The organism is Pseudomonas sp. UV AK001 (genome assembly GCF_046097675.1).
GTDB classification, from domain to species: Bacteria; Pseudomonadota; Gammaproteobacteria; order Pseudomonadales; family Pseudomonadaceae; genus Aquipseudomonas; species Aquipseudomonas kribbensis.
Window position 1 is genome coordinate 192,543 of record NZ_JBJUVZ010000011.1, and the last position, 14,648, is coordinate 207,190.

Here is a 14,648-nt window from a genome sequence, read left to right on the forward strand (position 1 = left end):
TTCCGGCTATTTGTCCGGGCTGTCGATGGTCAGTTTTTGTGGCGCGGTGGTGCTGCTGGCCAGAGGCCCGCTGCGGCCTACCCACTCACCGGCGGTCGGCTGACCGGCACGGGAGACGCGCGCAACCAGTTGGACTTCAGGAAAGTTCGACAGTTTCAACTGCGGCATCATTGCATCGGCATCGCCCAGCTCGACGGTTACCGGCAGGTCAGCGACGGTCAGACGCTTGGCTGCCAGCGGCGCTGGAGGACCGGAAACGGCGCGGGCGAAGATGAACACGCTGTCACCCGGTTGCACCTTGCCCTTGAGCTCGCTGGCCAGATCGACGCTGACTTTGAGCAGCGCGGTTTTCGCGGCCGGCGCCTGAGCCACCTTGCCGCCGCTGGCTTCAAGTTTCTCGGTCGCTCGCGCGATACCGCCCTGCAGGGCTTCGCGGGATTTGTCATTCGCTGGCATTTGCTCCAGCAGGCGGTTCCAGTAGTCGATAGCTTGCTGATAGCGCTCGCCTTCGAACGCGGCGATCCCCAGCAGACCGAGACTGGTGACTTCTTTCGGATCAGCCTTCAGCGCTTCGTCGGTCAGGGCCTGGATCTTGTCCGACCACTTCTTGCCATCGGCGAAGTACTGCGCCTGCGCCCACTGGCCGAGCAGTTCCGGTTGACGACCGGCCAGGTTGGCGGCGCGTTCGAACATCTTCGCCGCGTCCGCCGGACGATCCTGAGCCATGTAGGTACGACCGAGGAAATACAGGCCCTCGGCGGAATCCGGTTGCGCGGCCACGGCGCGCTCCAGGCGCCGGGTCATCTCTTCCATCGACTGCGGCGCCTGGGCGAACTCGCGGGTCAGCTCGACTTTGTCAGCGGCACCGAAATGCAGGTACAGACCGAGGCCCAATACCGGCACCAGCAAAGCTGCCAGCAACGGCAACGGCTTGCCCAGTTTCGAAACCCGTGTCGGCGCCACACCTTCGGTGTCGGCCAGCAACTCACGGGCCGCTTCAGCACGGCCGCTATCCATTTGCGCGGCATCGAGCACGCCTTCAGCCTGCTGCGCTTGCAGCTCGGCAACGCGCTCCTGATACAACGCGACGTTCAGGGCAGTCCGATCCTCTTCACGCTGGGCGCGACGTTCGCGCAAAACAGGGATCAGCAGAAAACTCAGGGCAACCAGAAGCAACAGCCCTGCGGCAAGCCAGAAATCAATCATTCTTGGTTTTTATCCAACAGTTGGTCGAGGCGCTGACGCTCTTCGGGGGACAGCGATTGCGGAGTCTCGGCGCGTTGCCCGCGACGGCGGCGGACGATCACGGCGATGACGACAAAACCGCCGAGCAGCAATCCCGCCGGGCCGAACCACAGCAGCGCGGTCTTGGCATTCAGCGCCGGTTTGTAGCGCACGAAATCACCGTAGCGATCGACCATGAAGTCGATGATCTGCTGATTGTCCTTGCCCTCGCCGAGCATGCGGAAAATCTCTTTGCGCAGGTCGGCGGCAATCGGCGCGTTGGAGTCGGCGATGTCCTGGTTCTGGCACTTGGGGCAGCGCAGTTCCTTGGTCAGTTCGCGGAAGCGCTCGCGATCGCCCTCTTTGGCGAACTCGTAAGTATCGATGGCGGCGTGGGCCACGCCGGCCAGACTCAGCCCCAGTACCACGGCAGCAATAAAACGCTTCATGGTTTGGCCTCATCGACCAGCGCCTGATACTTGGCCGCCAGTTTTTCGCGCCAGACCTGCTCGTCGATCACCCCGACGTACTTGTCGCGGATGATGCCCTTGGCGTCGATGAAGAAGGTTTCCGGCGCGCCGTAAACACCCAGATTCAGGCCCAGGGAGCCTTCGTCATCGCGGATGTCCAGTTGATACGGGTTGTGGAATTCGGCCAGCCACTTCAACGCATCGGCGTTGGTGTCCTTGTAATTGATGCCGTAGATCACCACGCCGCGCTCGGCGAGCTTGTTCAGCACCGGGTGTTCGACCCGGCAGGAAATGCACCAGGTGCCCCAGACGTTGACCAGTGCCGGTTTGCCGAGGATGTCGGCCTTGGTCAGGGTCTTGTCGCCCTGCACCGCCGGCAGGGAAAACTCCGGGAACGGTTTGCCGATCATCGCCGACGGCAGTTCCGCCGGATCCAGGTACAGACCGCGATAAAGAAATACCGCCACCAGCAGGAAAATCGCCAGCGGCACCAGCATCAACCAACGTCTCATGCAGCGGCTCCTTCCATGCCCAGCGCTTCACGCACCCTGGCTTTGACCTTGACCCGGTAACGCCGGTCCAGCGCCGCCAGAATCCCGCCCAGACCGGTCAGCAGACCGCCAAACCAGATCCAGCGCACAAACGGTTTCACATGCACCCGCACCGCCCAAGCGCCGTCGCCCAGTGGTTCACCCAGTGCGACGTAGAGGTCGCGGGTGAAACCGGCATCGATCCCGGCTTCGGTCATCATCGAACTCTGCACGGTGTACAGGCGTTTTTCCGGGTGCAGCACGCTGACTTCGCGACCATCGCGGATCACCCGGATGGTGCCTTTGTCGGAAGTGAAATTCGGGCCTTCGAAGTGTTTGGCACCTTCGAACACGAACTGATAACCGGCCAGTTCCATCGACTCGCCCGGCGCCAGACGCAGGTCGCGCTCGGCACTGTTCTGGCTCGACAACACCACGCCCAGCGCACACACGGCGATGCCGATGTGGGCCAGTTGCATGCCCCAGTAGCTGCGGGTCAGGGTCGGCAGGCCTTTGATCAGGCCTTTGTGGCGCGTCTTGTCGAAGATGTCGCGCACGCCGGCCAGCAACACCCAGGCCGCGAGCAGGAAGGTTGCGATCACCGCCCAGTTGAAATCGCCGTAGGCGACACCGGCAACGACCGCCAGGGCGACACTGCCCAGCAGCACCGGGGTCAGCATGTTGGCCAGCCATTTCACCGGTGTGTCTTTCCAGCGCACGATCACGCCGACCGCCATCACCACCATCAGCAGCGCCATCAACGGAATGAACAGCGCGTTGAAGTACGGCGGGCCGACCGACAGCTTGGCGCCGCTGATCGCATCGAGAATCAGCGGATACAGGGTGCCGAGCAGGATCATCGACGCGGCCACCACCAGCACCAGGTTGTTACCCAGCAGCAGGGTTTCCCGCGACCACAGGTTGAAGCCGACCTGGCTCTTGACCACCGGGGCGCGCAAGGCAAACAGCGTCAGCGAACCGCCGACCACGAACAGCAGGAAGATCAGGATGAACACGCCGCGCTCAGGATCTGAGGCAAACGCGTGTACCGATGTCAGCACACCGGAACGTACGAGGAACGTCCCGAGCAGGCTCAGGGAGAACGCGGCAATCGCCAGCAACACTGTCCAGCTCTTGAATACGCCACGTTTCTCGGTGACCGCCAGCGAGTGGATCAGCGCCGTGCCCACCAGCCATGGCATGAACGAGGCGTTTTCCACCGGGTCCCAGAACCACCAGCCGCCCCAGCCGAGTTCGTAGTAGGCCCACCACGAACCGAGGGTGATGCCGATGCCGAGGAAGGCCCAGGCAACGATGGTCCACGGACGCGACCAGCGTGCCCACGCGGCATCCAGACGACCGCCGAGCAGTGCGGCGATAGCGAAGGCGAATGCCACCGAGAACCCGACATAACCCATGTACAGCATCGGCGGATGCACGATCAGGCCGATGTCTTGCAGCAGCGGATTGAGGTCACGACCGTCGGCCGGGATCTGCGGCAGGATCCGCGAGAACGGGTTCGAGGTAAGGATCAGGAACAGCAGGAAACCCGTGCTGATCATGCCCATCACCGCCAATACACGGGCGAGCATGACTTGCGGCAACTGCCGGGAGAACACCGACACCGCGAAAGTCCAGCCACCGAGGATCAACGCCCACAGCAGCAGCGACCCTTCGTGGGCGCCCCACACCGCGCTGAATTTGTAGTACCACGGCAGCGCGCTGTTGGAGTTCATCGCGACGTAGGCCACGGAGAAGTCGTCTGTCATGAACGCGTAGGTCAGAACGCCGAAGGCGAACAACAGGAACGCGAACTGCCCCCACGCTGCCGGCTGGGCTAATCCCATCCACAGACGGTCGCCGCGCCAGGCACCGAGCAACGGCACCACGGCCTGCACCAGCGCGAAACACAGCGCCAGAATCATCGCCAGATGGCCAAGCTCGGGAATAAAAATCGTTGAAGTCATCGATCAACCCTCCTTCGCTTGGGTTGGCGCGGATTGACCACTGTCCTTCAGGGCCTTGGTCACTTCCGGCGGCATGTATTTCTCGTCGTGCTTGGCCAGCACTTCATCGGCGACCACGACGCCGTCGGCGTTGAGCTTGCCCAGTGCGACGATGCCCTGCCCTTCGCGGAACAGGTCCGGCAGGATGCCGCGGTAGGTGATGGTCACGGACTTGTTGAAGTCAGTGACCACGAATTTCACGTCCAGAGAGTCCGGGGAGCGTTGCAGCGAACCTTTCTCGACCATGCCGCCGGCGCGGATGCGGGTGTCCTGCGGCGCTTCGCCGTTGGCGATCTGGGTCGGGGTGTAAAACAGATTGATATTCTGCTGCAGGGCGCTCAGGGCCAGGCCGACGGCAGCGCCGACCCCGACCAGAATCGCCAGAATGATGATAAGACGCTTTTTGCGCAGCGGATTCACTTGCCGTTCTCCCGGCGCAGACGACGCGCCTCTTGTTGCAGATAACGCTTGCGGGCCGCAATCGGCGCCGCCACGTTGAGGATCAGTACCGCCAGACAGATGCCGTAGGCCGACCAGACGTACAGGCCGTGATGGCCCATGGCGAGGAAGTCGCCGAATGACGCGAAACTCATCGAGCGGCCTCCAGGCTGTTCTGCACTTCTTCTTTCACCCAACTGGCGCGGGCTTCGCGCTTGAGCACTTCAAGACGCATGCGCAGCAACAGCACGGCACCGAAGAAACAGTAGAAACCCAGCACCGTCAGCAGCAGCGGCAGCCACATCTCGGCGGGCATCGCCGGTTTTTCGGTGAGGGTGAAGGTCGCGCCCTGATGCAGGGTGTTCCACCACTCCACCGAGTATTTGATGATCGGAATGTTGATCACGCCGACAATGGCCAGTACCGCGCAGGCCTTGGCGGCGCTGTCGCGATTGCTGATGGCATTGCCCAAGGCGATCACGCCGAAGTACAGGAACAACAAAATCAGCATCGAGGTCAGCCGCGCGTCCCAGACCCACCACGAACCCCAGGTCGGCTTGCCCCAGATCGCCCCGGTGACCAGCGCCACAGCGGTCATCCACGCGCCGATCGGTGCGGCGCATTGCAGGGCGACGTCGGCCAGTTTCATCTTCCACACCAGCCCGACCACGCCGCACACCGCCAGCATCACGTAGATCGACTGGGCGAGCATCGCGGCGGGAACGTGGATGTAGATGATGCGAAAGCTGTTGCCTTGCTGATAGTCCGGCGGCGCGAAGGCCAGGCCCCAGACGACGCCGACAGCGATCAGCAGCAACGCTGCAATGCTCAGCCACGGCAGGAACTTGCTGCTGATGCCGTAGAACCACTTGGGCGAGCCGAGCTTGTGAAACCAGGTCCAGTTCATACTGTTTCCATCACGGGTGCCGCTCATCGGTGTGAGCAGTCTCAGGGTCTTTGCTGGTTAAATTTTAACCAGACCTCATTATTCGCCGACGCTGATCTTCAGGCCAGCAGCTATTGCAAAAGGTGTCAGGGTTATCGCCAGGGCGGTCAGGCTGCCAAGCCACAACAGATAACCCGTCGCCGGCATGCCCTGCAGCGCCGCCTGCAAGGCGCCACTGCCGAGGATCAACACCGGGATGTACAACGGCAGAATCAGCAGCGCCAGCAACAGGCCACCGCGTTTCAGACCGACCGTCAGCGCCGCGCCCACCGCGCCGAGCAAGCTCAGCACCGGCGTTCCCAGCAGCAACGAAAGCAGCAATACCGGCAAGCACGCAGCCGGCAACCCGAGCATCAACGCCAGTAACGGCGAGAGCAAAACCAGTGCCAGCCCGGAAAAAAGCCAGTGTGCCAGCACCTTGGCCAACACCAGAAGTGGCAGGGGGTGCGGCGAAAGGACCCACTGTTCAAGGGATCCGTCTTCGAAATCACTGCGGAAAAGCCCGTCCAGCGAGAGCAGGACCGACAAAAGCGCCGCCACCCAGACTAACCCCGGGGACAAGTTTTGCAATACTTGAGTTTCCGGTCCGACGGCCAGCGGGAACAATGCGATGACGATGGCAAAGAAAATCAGCGGATTGGCCAGCTCCGCCGGGCGGCGGAACAGCAGTCGGGATTCACGGGCAACCAGCAGGCCGAACACACTCATACTGCCCAGTTCCCCAGATCGATGTCGCGATAACCAGCCGGCATCCGGCTCAGCGTGTGGTGAGTGGTCAACACCACCAGACCGCCCTGCTCGCAGTGTTTGGCCAGGTGTTCTTCGAGCTGCGCCACGCCTTGTTTGTCCAGCGCGGTGAACGGCTCATCGAGGATCCACAGCGGCGGGCTGTCCAGATACAAGCGTGCCAGCGCCACGCGGCGCTGCTGACCGGCGGACAGGCTATGGCAGGGAACATCCTCGAAACCGCGCAATCCAACCGCCGCCAGTGCCTGCCAGATCGCCTCGCGTCCGGCGGGTTGATGCAGGGCGCAGAGCCAGGCGAGGTTTTCTTCCGGGGTCAGCAGATCCTTGATTCCGGCAGCATGGCCGATCCACAGCAGGTTGCGCGCAAGTTCGCTGCGTTGCTCGGCCAGGGGCTGGCCGTTGAGCAGCACCTGACCGTCGGTCGGTTGCATCAGGCCGGCCAGCAGGCGCAAGAGACTCGTCTTGCCGCTGCCGTTGGGACCGCTGATCTGCACCATATCGCCACTGGCCAGTCTCAATTCGAGATTCTCGAAGAGCAGTCTGAGATCGCGCTCACAGGCGAGGCCGACGGTTTGCAGGACAGGGCTGGTCAAGGGTTCACGGGCCTTATACGGTTCAAGTCGGCTCTGGGGCGGCCGTTAAAGAGTTGCAGCATAAATGCAATGACGGCTCAATCCAGAGAGCTGGGTCAAACAATTGCTATGTTTTTTTGAACGAACGGAAGGACGGGCGGCATTATACATGGCGTCCCCTGCTCTCCCGAGTGCATTTTCCTCAGGTTGTGTCCGCGTATGACAGGCGAAATGAACATCCTCCCGCTCCCGCCCACCACCCCGGCGACCGCTCGCCCGCAGGTGGGTGAGCTGCTCAAGTTGCTGACGCCGATGGACGGGCTGATTGCCGCCGGCCAGAGCGCCAAGGCCGAGGTGTTGTCGCTGAAACCGGCGGACCAAGCCTTTCAGGTGCTGCTCAAGGTCACCCTCGACAGCGGCCGTCAGACCACCGTGCAGGCGACCAGCCCCCTGCCGCTGCCGCAAGGCACCAACCTGGCGGTCACCCAGCCGTCGGCGGGCAATCTGGCGGTTACCGTGCAACAGGCCATCGCCACGGCTGTCGCCACCCTCACCCGCATCGATACCGCGCAATTGCCGGTCGGGACGCTGCTACAAGGCAAGGTGCTGACCAATCAGGCGTTGCCGCAGGTGCCGGGGCAGCCGACGGTGTTCCGCTCGACGGTCAGCCTGCTCAATACAGTGTTGAGCGGCAGCACCCTGAGCATCGACAGCCCGCAGCCGTTGCGCATCGGCACCCTGCTGTCGGCGCTGGTGCAGGATTCCCAGACCCTGAAATTCCTGCCGCTGAGCAATCGCCAGGAACAACTCGCGGTCAGTCAGCAACTGGTCAGCCAGCAGAGCCGCCAGGGTTCGCTGGATGGCCTGCTGAAAATGCTCCAGAGCCTGCCGCCCGCCGACGATCAGACCTCCAGTGATCTGCGCGCGGCCGTGGACCGACTGCTGGCGAACCTGCCGGACGTCGGGCAACTGACCACACCCAAAGGCCTGGCCCAGGCGCTGCTCAACAGCGGCGCGTTTCTTGAAGCCAAATTGCTCGCCGGGCAAAACCCGACGCTGACCCCGGACATGAAAGGCGACCTGCTCAAGCTGATCGCGCAACTCACCCCCGGCCTGCCCGGCAATACCAATCTCAATGCAATCATCGCCGCCAACACTCTGGCCCAGGCGATGCCGAGCTTCGTGCGCAATGCCCTCGGCATGCTCGGCCAGGTCAGCGCCAAACCGGTGCCGGGCAGTTTCCCGCTACCGGACCGGCTGCTGCAAAGCCTGGAAGGCGAAGGCGATCTGGAACACTTGCTGCGCCTGGCCGCCGCCGCGGTCTCGCGCCTGCAAAGCCATCAACTGTCGAGCCTGGAACAGACCGGCGTGACCGACGACGGGCGTCTGCTCAGCACCTGGCAACTGGAAATCCCGATGCGCAACCTGCAGGACATCGTGCCGCTGCAGGTCAAATTCCAGCGCGAAGAAGCGCCACAAGACGAAAAACAGAACGAACGCCGTGACAGCGAGCGCGAAACCAAACAACAGTTGTGGCGCGTCGATCTGGCCTTCGACATGGAACCGCTGGGGCCGATGCAGGTTCAGGCGCAACTGATCAACGGCAGCCTGTCGAGCCAGCTATGGGCCGAACGGCCGTACACTGCCGACCTGATCGAAACCAATCTGGCCGCATTGCGTCAACGCCTGCTGGATCGCGGGCTCAACGTCGGCGATCTCGACTGCCACCTCGGCACCCCGCCGCAAGGCATCCAAACCCGTCTCGAACACCGCTGGGTCGACGAAACCGCATGAACGATTCCACTGCTCCACGCCAGGCCATCGCCCTCAAGTACGACGGCAGCCATGCCCCGACCCTCACCGCCAAGGGCGACGACGAACTGGCCGAGGAAATCCTGCGCATCGCTCGCGACTGTGAAGTGCCGATCTACGAGAACGCCGAACTGGTGAAGTTGCTGGCGCGCATGGAACTGGGCGACAGCATCCCGCAGGAGCTGTACCTGACGATTGCCGAGATCATCGCGTTTGCCTGGAACCTCAAGGGCAAGTTCCCGCAAGGACACGACCCGGATGCACCGATGGTCGAGAAGGACATCACCGACCGCGGCGACGATTACTGAGGGCAAAAAAAATCGCAGTCATCGACTGCGATTTTTTTGTTCCGCTCGAAACCCTCAACTGCTTCTGTGCAACTTGCGCATCAACTCCGCCTCAGCCTGGGTCAACCCGCAGGACTGAGTCAGCTCATCGACACTCGCGCCCATCCCCACCAGTTTCGCCGCCTGGGCGAATGACAGGCTGGACGGGTCGCGCTGTTCGAGCTGGGTGATCTTGTCCGGGATCGGACTGACGACCGCGCGCAGCTCGTGCAGGGCTTCGCCCATGCGCACGTTGCCGTTCTGGTAATCGTCGACACGCTTGGCCAGGTCCTTGATGCGCTGATCACGCAGCGCATCGCCCTGGGCCTGTTGCGCAGCGATCACCCGTTGCGCCTTGATGTACGCCAGAAACATCGCCAGCGTGCCTGCCCAGAACAGGAACAGGACAATGACCGCTACCTCGAGAATCAATCAGATATTCTCCAGTTCCGACCATTCTTCTTCGCTCATCATCTTGTCCAGCTCGACCAGGATGAGCAACTCGTTGTTCTTGTTGCACACGCCCTGGATGAACTTGGCCGACTCTTCGTTACCGACGTTCGGTGCGGTCTCGATTTCCGACTGACGCAGGTAAACCACTTCAGCCACGCTGTCGACCATGATGCCGACCACTTGCTTGTCGGCTTCGATGATGACGATACGGGTGTTGTCGCTGATCTCGCCGCTCATCAGGCCGAAGCGCTGACGGGTGTCGATCACGGTCACCACGTTGCCGCGCAGGTTGATGATGCCCAGCACGTAGCTTGGAGCACCCGGAACCGGAGCGATCTCGGTGTAGCGCAGGACTTCCTGAACGCGCATCACGTTGATGCCGTAGGTTTCGTTGTCCAGCTTGAAGGTCACCCATTGCAGGATCGGATCTTCGGAACCCTTTGCCGCCGTAGCCTTGTCGTTCATACCCTAGCCCCTCGAAAAACCGCGCCTGGCGGTGTGTGTTCTGTGCGCCGCCATGCGTATGCCGGTGCTGTCTGTTATGTAAGTGTTATGTCGGTTTGTGGTTCGGCTTACTGCCGGACATGTGCTTTGCCCCACCGCTGGCGATCAGCTCGGCCAGTGCGGAGACGTCGAGCAAGGCGCACATGTGTTCAATCACCGTGCCCGCGAGCCATGGCCGCTGACCCCGGTGACTTCTCCATTTGATTTCATTCGGGTCCAGGCGCAACGAGCGGCTGACCTGATGCACCGCCAGCCCCCACTCGTAACCTTGTACCGAAATCACGTATTGCAGGCCCTGACGGAAGTCATCGCGATAGCGATCCGGCATGACCCAGCGTGCGGTGTCCAGCACCTTCAGATTCCCCGCCTGGCTTGGCAGGATGCCGAGGAACCACTCCGGTTGACCGAACAGCGGCGTCAGCTCATGGCCGGCCAGCGAATAGATCGAGCCGAGGCACACCAGCGGCACGGCCAGGGTCAACCCGGCCACATCGAACAACAGGCATTCGAAGGCTTCCGACGCCCAGGCCGGGCGACCGTCGGTTTCCACCGGTGGCGGCGTATTGCTGGGTGGCAGATGCACTTCCACCAGTGGCGCAACCAGAGTCGGCTCGACCGGGGCCGGAGCAGGCGCTTCGGGTTCAGGCGCTGGCGCCGCCGGAACCGCAGGCGTTCGCAGAAGTTGGGTTTGCAGCAGCGGTGCCAGGGTCGAGACCACGCGCACCGGCTCAGGCTCTTTGATCAACGTTGCAGGTGCCTTCGCTACCACAGCCGCAGGCGCTGCAACCGGGGCGACCGGCCGGGCGGCTTGCTGCGCATCCCGGGCCTGCTCTTCAAGCACGGCGGCCTGGAATTCATCGAGTACGACGGTGTTCTCGACCACCTCGACCGGCGCTGCGACTTCCTGCTCGACCTCGTCCGTCACTTCCTGCAGCAAGCCGTCCAGATAGGACTGCAGCGCCAGTTGCGGCTTCGATGTCAGCTTGATCGGCCGATTCATGCTCAGGCCACCTGCGGAACGAGTTGTTGCGCCAGCAGATGCTTGAGCAGCGCGCGGTAGGCCAGCACGCCACGGCTCTTGCCGTCGAATTGCGAAGGCGTGACACCGGCGCGGCTGGCGTCGCGCAGACGGGTATCGACCGGGATGTAACCCTGCCAGATCTCGTCGGGGAATTTGTCGCGCAGCACGCGCAAGGTGCCCATCGACGCCTGAGTGCGGCGGTCGAACAGGGTCGGCACGATGCTGAACGGCAGCGCCTGTTTGCGCGAACGGTTGATCATCGCCAGAGTGTTGACCATGCGCTCCAGGCCTTTGACGGCCAGGTGCTCGGTCTGCACCGGGATCACCAGTTGCTGGCTCGCAGCCAGAGCGTTGACCATCAGCACACCGAGCAATGGCGGGCTGTCGATGATCGCGTAATCGAAGTCCTGCCACAGCTGCGCCAGACTCTTGGCGATCACCAGGCCCAGGCCACTCTGCCCCGGCGACTGACGCTCGAGGGTGGCCAGCGCGGTGCTCGACGGCAGCAGGGAAATGCGTTCATCGCTGGTGGATAGCAGCAACTGGCCCGGCAGGCCTTGCGGCACACTGCCCTTGTGCAGGAACAGGTCGTAGTTGCTGTGTTCCAGGCTGTCGGGGTCGTAGCCGAAATAGCTGGTCATCGAGCCGTGCGGGTCGAGATCGACCACGACCACGCGTTTGCCCGCCTCGGCCAGCAAACCGGCTAAAGCGATGGAAGAAGTGGTTTTACCAACACCACCCTTTTGATTGGCGACTGCCCAGACTCTCATTCGGATTGTTCCTCCCGGCCGAGATGCTCGGCCGAGACATGGCTCAGCGTATTAATGCGGGCGACGGAGAATTGACGGCACTCTCGCGTCCCGGCGTCTTGACCGGGGTCGGTGCAGTTTGTGTGCCAGCACGCTTCAACGCGGCGTCCGGTGTTGCATTGGCGGTCCCGGTGCCGGTCAGGCTGCGGCGCACATCGAGATTGCGCGACACCACCAGCACCACGCGACGGTTCTTCGCCCGGCCTTCGGCGGTGGCGTTGTTGGCCACCGGCTGGAATTCGCCGTAACCCACCGAGGCCATGCGGCCAGGGTTGACGCCCTGCATCGCCAGCATGCGCACGATGCTCGCCGAACGCGCCGAAGACAGTTCCCAGTTGGTCGGGTATTGCGCGGTGCGGATCGGTTGATCGTCGGTGAAGCCTTCGACGTGGATCGGGTTGTCGAACGGTTTGAGGATCGCCGCAACCTTGTCGATGATATTGAACGCGATGTCGCTCGGCATCGCATCACCGCTGCCGAACAACAGGCTGGAGTTGAGTTCGATCTCGACCCACAGTTCGTTGCCGCGCACGGTCATCTGGTTGCTCGCGATCAGGTCGCCGAACGCGGCGCTGATATCGTCGGCGATGCTTTTCAGCGGATCGCTGGCCCCGGCGATGCCGGCATCGACCTGCTCGCTGTCCTTGACCAGCGGCTTGGCCGGGGTCACGGTTTTCGGGCGTTCTTCACCGATCGGGATCGGCTTGAGCGAGCGGTCGGAGTCTGTGAAGACCCCGATCAGCGCTTCGGAGATGACCTTGTACTTGCCTTCGTTGATCGACGAGATGGAGTACATCACCACGAAAAAGGCAAAGAGCAAGGTGATGAAGTCGGCGTAGGAAACCAGCCAACGTTCATGGTTTACGTGCTCTTCATGCTGGCGACGACGTGCCATGAGGTTAGTCCCTTAATCCATGAAGCCCTGAAGCTTCAACTCGATGGAGCGTGGGTTTTCACCTTCAGCGATCGACAAAATACCTTCCAACAACATTTCGCGATAACGCGACTGCCGCAACGCAATTGACTTGAGCTTGGCAGCGACCGGCAGCAACACCAGGTTGGCACTGGCCACACCGTAGATGGTGGCGACGAAGGCCACGGCGATGCCGTTGCCCAGTTGCGACGGATCGGCCAGGTTGCCCATCACGTGGATCAGGCCCATCACCGCACCGATGATACCGATGGTCGGCGCGTAGCCGCCCATACTTTCAAAGACCTTGGCGGCTTCGATGTCGCGGGCTTCCTGGGTGTAGAAATCCACTTCGAGGATGCTGCGGATCGCTTCCGGCTCGGCGCCGTCGACCAGCAGTTGCAAGCCTTTGCGCGAGTAGGCGTCGGGCTCCGCATCCGCCACGCCTTCCAGGCCCAGCAGGCCTTCCTTGCGTGCGGTGAGGCTCCAGTTGACGACACGGTCGATGCCGCCAGCCAGATCCACACGGGGCGGGAAAAAGATCCAGGCCAGAATCTGCATGGCACGCTTGAACGCGCTCATCGGCGATTGCAGCAAGGCGGCACCGATGGTCCCGCCGAGCACGATCAGCGCCGCCGGGCCGTTGGCCAGTGCGCCGAGGTGACCGCCTTCAAGGAAGTTGCCGCCGATGATGGCGACAAACGCCATGATGATCCCGATAAGGCTTAGAACATCCATCAGATACACGCCTCGACGATGTGCTTGCCGATATCGTCCAGACCGTACACCGCATCGGCGAGGTCAGCTTTGACGATCGCCATCGGCATGCCGTAGATCACGCAACTGGCTTCGTCCTGGGCCCAGACAGTGCTGCCGCCCTGCTTGAGCAGACGCGCGCCTTCGCGACCGTCGGCGCCCATGCCGGTCAACACGACCGCCAGAACTTTGTCGCTGTAGGATTTCGCCGCAGAACCGAAGGTGATGTCCACGCAAGGCTTGTAGTTCAGACGCTCGTCGCCCGGCAGGATTTTCACCGCGCCACGGCCGTCGATCATCATCTGCTTGCCACCCGGTGCCAGCAGCGCCAGGCCCGGACGCAGGATGTCGCCATCCTCGGCTTCCTTGACGCTGATGCGGCACAGCTTGTCGAGACGCTCGGCAAAGGCCTTGGTGAAGGCCGCCGGCATGTGCTGGATCAGCACGATCGGCGCCGGGAAGTTGGCCGGCAACTGGGTCAGAACCCGTTGCAGCGCAACCGGGCCACCGGTCGAGGTGCCGATCGCCACCAGCTTGTAGGCCTTGCGTTTCGGCGCCGGCGACGAAGCGCTGGCTGCCGGAGCGCGAGCCGGGGCAGGCGCCGGTGCCGGACGAGCCGGTGCGCTGTGGCTGCCAAAGCTCGATGTCGGCGCCGGAGCCGGTGCAGGCGTCGGTGCAGCGGCTGGCGCCGGCGCACTGTAGGCACTGAAACGACGGTTACTGCGCGAGATGCTGTGCACCTTCTCGCACAGCAGTTGCTTGACCTTCTCCGGATTGCGGGAGATGTCTTCGAAATTCTTCGGCAGGAAATCCACCGCGCCGGCATCCAGCGCATCCAGAGTCACCCGGGCGCCTTCATGGGTCAGCGAGGAGAACATCAACACCGGGGTCGGGCAGCGCTGCATGATGTGCCGCACCGCCGTGATGCCATCCATCATCGGCATCTCGTAGTCCATGGTGATCACGTCCGGCTTGAGGGCCAGGGCCTGATCGATCGCCTCTTTACCGTTGGTTGCCGTACCGACAACCTGGATGCTCGGATCCGCTGAAAGAATTTCCGAGACGCGGCGGCGGAAAAAACCCGAATCGTCCACCACCAGGACTTTGACTGCCATAAACACTCC

The 14,648-nt window shown here is 62.5% G+C and carries 18 protein-coding genes; 2 read left to right on the forward strand and 16 right to left on the reverse strand.

The annotated features are described in order from the left end of the window. Positions 1–6: 6 nt before the first annotated feature. The 9 genes from ccmI to ccmA all read right to left on the reverse strand — a co-directional run bounded on the left by ccmI (position 7) and on the right by ccmA (position 6,954). The gene (gene ccmI / locus ACKLNA_RS25675) at positions 7–1,206 is read right to left on the reverse strand and encodes a c-type cytochrome biogenesis protein CcmI (RefSeq protein WP_408987501.1); all 1,200 of its coding nucleotides are present in this window, start codon (positions 1,204–1,206) and stop codon (positions 7–9) included. Continuing rightward, the gene (locus ACKLNA_RS25680) at positions 1,203–1,673 is read right to left on the reverse strand and encodes a cytochrome c-type biogenesis protein (RefSeq protein WP_114881915.1); all 471 of its coding nucleotides are present in this window, start codon (positions 1,671–1,673) and stop codon (positions 1,203–1,205) included. The genes ccmI and ACKLNA_RS25680 overlap by 4 nt, the downstream gene beginning before the upstream one ends. Further along, positions 1,670–2,206, reverse strand: coding sequence for a DsbE family thiol:disulfide interchange protein (locus ACKLNA_RS25685; protein WP_011333088.1), 537 nt, complete (start codon positions 2,204–2,206; stop codon positions 1,670–1,672). The genes ACKLNA_RS25680 and ACKLNA_RS25685 overlap by 4 nt, the downstream gene beginning before the upstream one ends. Further along, positions 2,203–4,191, reverse strand: coding sequence for a heme lyase CcmF/NrfE family subunit (locus ACKLNA_RS25690; protein ID WP_408987502.1), 1,989 nt, complete (start codon positions 4,189–4,191; stop codon positions 2,203–2,205). Before ACKLNA_RS25690 ends, ACKLNA_RS25685 begins: the two co-directional genes overlap by 4 nt. 3 nt (positions 4,192–4,194) lie before the next feature. Further along, positions 4,195–4,650: a cytochrome c maturation protein CcmE gene (ccmE, locus tag ACKLNA_RS25695; protein WP_065261104.1), complete on the reverse strand. Its 456-nt coding sequence runs from the start codon at positions 4,648–4,650 to the stop codon at positions 4,195–4,197. Further along, positions 4,647–4,823: a heme exporter protein CcmD gene (gene ccmD / locus ACKLNA_RS25700; RefSeq protein WP_011333085.1), complete on the reverse strand. Its 177-nt coding sequence runs from the start codon at positions 4,821–4,823 to the stop codon at positions 4,647–4,649. The genes ccmE and ccmD overlap by 4 nt, the downstream gene beginning before the upstream one ends. Beyond that, the gene (locus ACKLNA_RS25705; RefSeq protein WP_085733725.1) at positions 4,820–5,575 is read right to left on the reverse strand and encodes a heme ABC transporter permease; all 756 of its coding nucleotides are present in this window, start codon (positions 5,573–5,575) and stop codon (positions 4,820–4,822) included. The genes ccmD and ACKLNA_RS25705 overlap by 4 nt, the downstream gene beginning before the upstream one ends. Positions 5,576–5,653: 78 nt before the next feature. Continuing rightward, a complete protein-coding gene (gene ccmB / locus ACKLNA_RS25710; protein ID WP_085710502.1) occupies positions 5,654–6,322 on the reverse strand; it encodes a heme exporter protein CcmB in 669 nt (222 codons plus the stop codon). Continuing rightward, entirely contained in the window at positions 6,319–6,954 is a 636-nt protein-coding gene (gene ccmA, locus ACKLNA_RS25715) for a cytochrome c biogenesis heme-transporting ATPase CcmA (RefSeq protein WP_408987503.1), read from the reverse strand. The genes ccmB and ccmA overlap by 4 nt, the downstream gene beginning before the upstream one ends. A gap of 198 nt (positions 6,955–7,152) precedes the next feature. Here ccmA and ACKLNA_RS25720 point away from each other — a divergent pair, with 198 nt between their 5' ends. Continuing rightward, entirely contained in the window at positions 7,153–8,727 is a 1,575-nt protein-coding gene (locus tag ACKLNA_RS25720; protein WP_408987504.1) for a flagellar hook-length control protein FliK, read from the forward strand. After that, positions 8,724–9,053: an EscU/YscU/HrcU family type III secretion system export apparatus switch protein gene (locus ACKLNA_RS25725; RefSeq protein ID WP_085710498.1), complete on the forward strand. Its 330-nt coding sequence runs from the start codon at positions 8,724–8,726 to the stop codon at positions 9,051–9,053. Before ACKLNA_RS25720 ends, ACKLNA_RS25725 begins: the two co-directional genes overlap by 4 nt. Positions 9,054–9,107: 54 nt before the next feature. Here the strand turns inward: ACKLNA_RS25725 and ACKLNA_RS25730 are convergent, their stop codons facing one another. The 7 genes from ACKLNA_RS25730 to ACKLNA_RS25760 all read right to left on the reverse strand — a co-directional run bounded on the left by ACKLNA_RS25730 (position 9,108) and on the right by ACKLNA_RS25760 (position 14,639). Then, positions 9,108–9,503: a DUF2802 domain-containing protein gene (locus tag ACKLNA_RS25730; protein ID WP_085710496.1), complete on the reverse strand. Its 396-nt coding sequence runs from the start codon at positions 9,501–9,503 to the stop codon at positions 9,108–9,110. Continuing rightward, positions 9,504–9,989 carry a chemotaxis protein CheW gene (locus ACKLNA_RS25735; RefSeq protein WP_007959223.1) on the reverse strand — a complete coding sequence of 162 codons (486 nt, stop codon included), beginning with the start codon at positions 9,987–9,989 and terminating at the stop codon, positions 9,504–9,506. It abuts the gene before it with no gap. 85 nt (positions 9,990–10,074) lie between these two features. After that, a complete protein-coding gene (locus tag ACKLNA_RS25740) occupies positions 10,075–11,028 on the reverse strand; it encodes a CheW domain-containing protein (RefSeq protein WP_408987505.1) in 954 nt (317 codons plus the stop codon). A gap of 2 nt (positions 11,029–11,030) precedes the next feature. After that, complete coding sequence (locus ACKLNA_RS25745; RefSeq protein ID WP_007959220.1) at positions 11,031–11,819, reverse strand: ParA family protein; 789 nt, start codon at positions 11,817–11,819, stop codon at positions 11,031–11,033. Positions 11,820–11,862: 43 nt separating this feature from the next. Continuing rightward, entirely contained in the window at positions 11,863–12,753 is an 891-nt protein-coding gene (gene motD / locus ACKLNA_RS25750) for a flagellar motor protein MotD (RefSeq protein WP_085710492.1), read from the reverse strand. A 12-nt stretch (positions 12,754–12,765) separates the two neighbouring features. Beyond that, positions 12,766–13,506 carry a flagellar motor protein gene (locus ACKLNA_RS25755; RefSeq protein WP_085710490.1) on the reverse strand — a complete coding sequence of 247 codons (741 nt, stop codon included), beginning with the start codon at positions 13,504–13,506 and terminating at the stop codon, positions 12,766–12,768. Then, positions 13,506–14,639, reverse strand: a complete 1,134-nt coding sequence (locus ACKLNA_RS25760; protein WP_408987506.1) for a chemotaxis response regulator protein-glutamate methylesterase — start codon at positions 14,637–14,639, stop codon at positions 13,506–13,508. Before ACKLNA_RS25760 ends, ACKLNA_RS25755 begins: the two co-directional genes overlap by 1 nt. Between the last annotated feature and the right edge of the window lie 9 nt (positions 14,640–14,648).

Excerpts from the sequence above, each read along its gene's own strand:
- ACKLNA_RS25705 (WP_085733725.1), bottom strand. The coding sequence starts at position 5,575 with ATGAACTGGACCTGGTTTCACAAGCTCGGCTCGCCCAAGTGGTTCTAC.
- ACKLNA_RS25680 (WP_114881915.1), bottom strand. The coding sequence starts at position 1,673 with ATGAAGCGTTTTATTGCTGCCGTGGTACTGGGGCTGAGTCTGGCCGGC.
- ACKLNA_RS25685 (WP_011333088.1), bottom strand. The coding sequence starts at position 2,206 with ATGAGACGTTGGTTGATGCTGGTGCCGCTGGCGATTTTCCTGCTGGTG.
- ccmD (WP_011333085.1), bottom strand. The coding sequence starts at position 4,823 with ATGAGTTTCGCGTCATTCGGCGACTTCCTCGCCATGGGCCATCACGGC.
- ACKLNA_RS25745 (WP_007959220.1), bottom strand. The coding sequence starts at position 11,819 with ATGAGAGTCTGGGCAGTCGCCAATCAAAAGGGTGGTGTTGGTAAAACC.
- motD (WP_085710492.1), bottom strand. The coding sequence starts at position 12,753 with ATGGCACGTCGTCGCCAGCATGAAGAGCACGTAAACCATGAACGTTGG.
- ccmI (WP_408987501.1), bottom strand. The coding sequence starts at position 1,206 with ATGATTGATTTCTGGCTTGCCGCAGGGCTGTTGCTTCTGGTTGCCCTG.
- ACKLNA_RS25720 (WP_408987504.1), top strand. The coding sequence starts at position 7,153 with ATGACAGGCGAAATGAACATCCTCCCGCTCCCGCCCACCACCCCGGCG.
- ccmB (WP_085710502.1), bottom strand. The coding sequence starts at position 6,322 with ATGAGTGTGTTCGGCCTGCTGGTTGCCCGTGAATCCCGACTGCTGTTC.
- ACKLNA_RS25755 (WP_085710490.1), bottom strand. The coding sequence starts at position 13,506 with ATGGATGTTCTAAGCCTTATCGGGATCATCATGGCGTTTGTCGCCATC.
- ACKLNA_RS25740 (WP_408987505.1), bottom strand. The coding sequence starts at position 11,028 with ATGAATCGGCCGATCAAGCTGACATCGAAGCCGCAACTGGCGCTGCAG.
- ACKLNA_RS25760 (WP_408987506.1), bottom strand. The coding sequence starts at position 14,639 with ATGGCAGTCAAAGTCCTGGTGGTGGACGATTCGGGTTTTTTCCGCCGC.
- ACKLNA_RS25690 (WP_408987502.1), bottom strand. The coding sequence starts at position 4,191 with ATGACTTCAACGATTTTTATTCCCGAGCTTGGCCATCTGGCGATGATT.
- ACKLNA_RS25725 (WP_085710498.1), top strand. The coding sequence starts at position 8,724 with ATGAACGATTCCACTGCTCCACGCCAGGCCATCGCCCTCAAGTACGAC.
- ACKLNA_RS25735 (WP_007959223.1), bottom strand. The coding sequence starts at position 9,989 with ATGAACGACAAGGCTACGGCGGCAAAGGGTTCCGAAGATCCGATCCTG.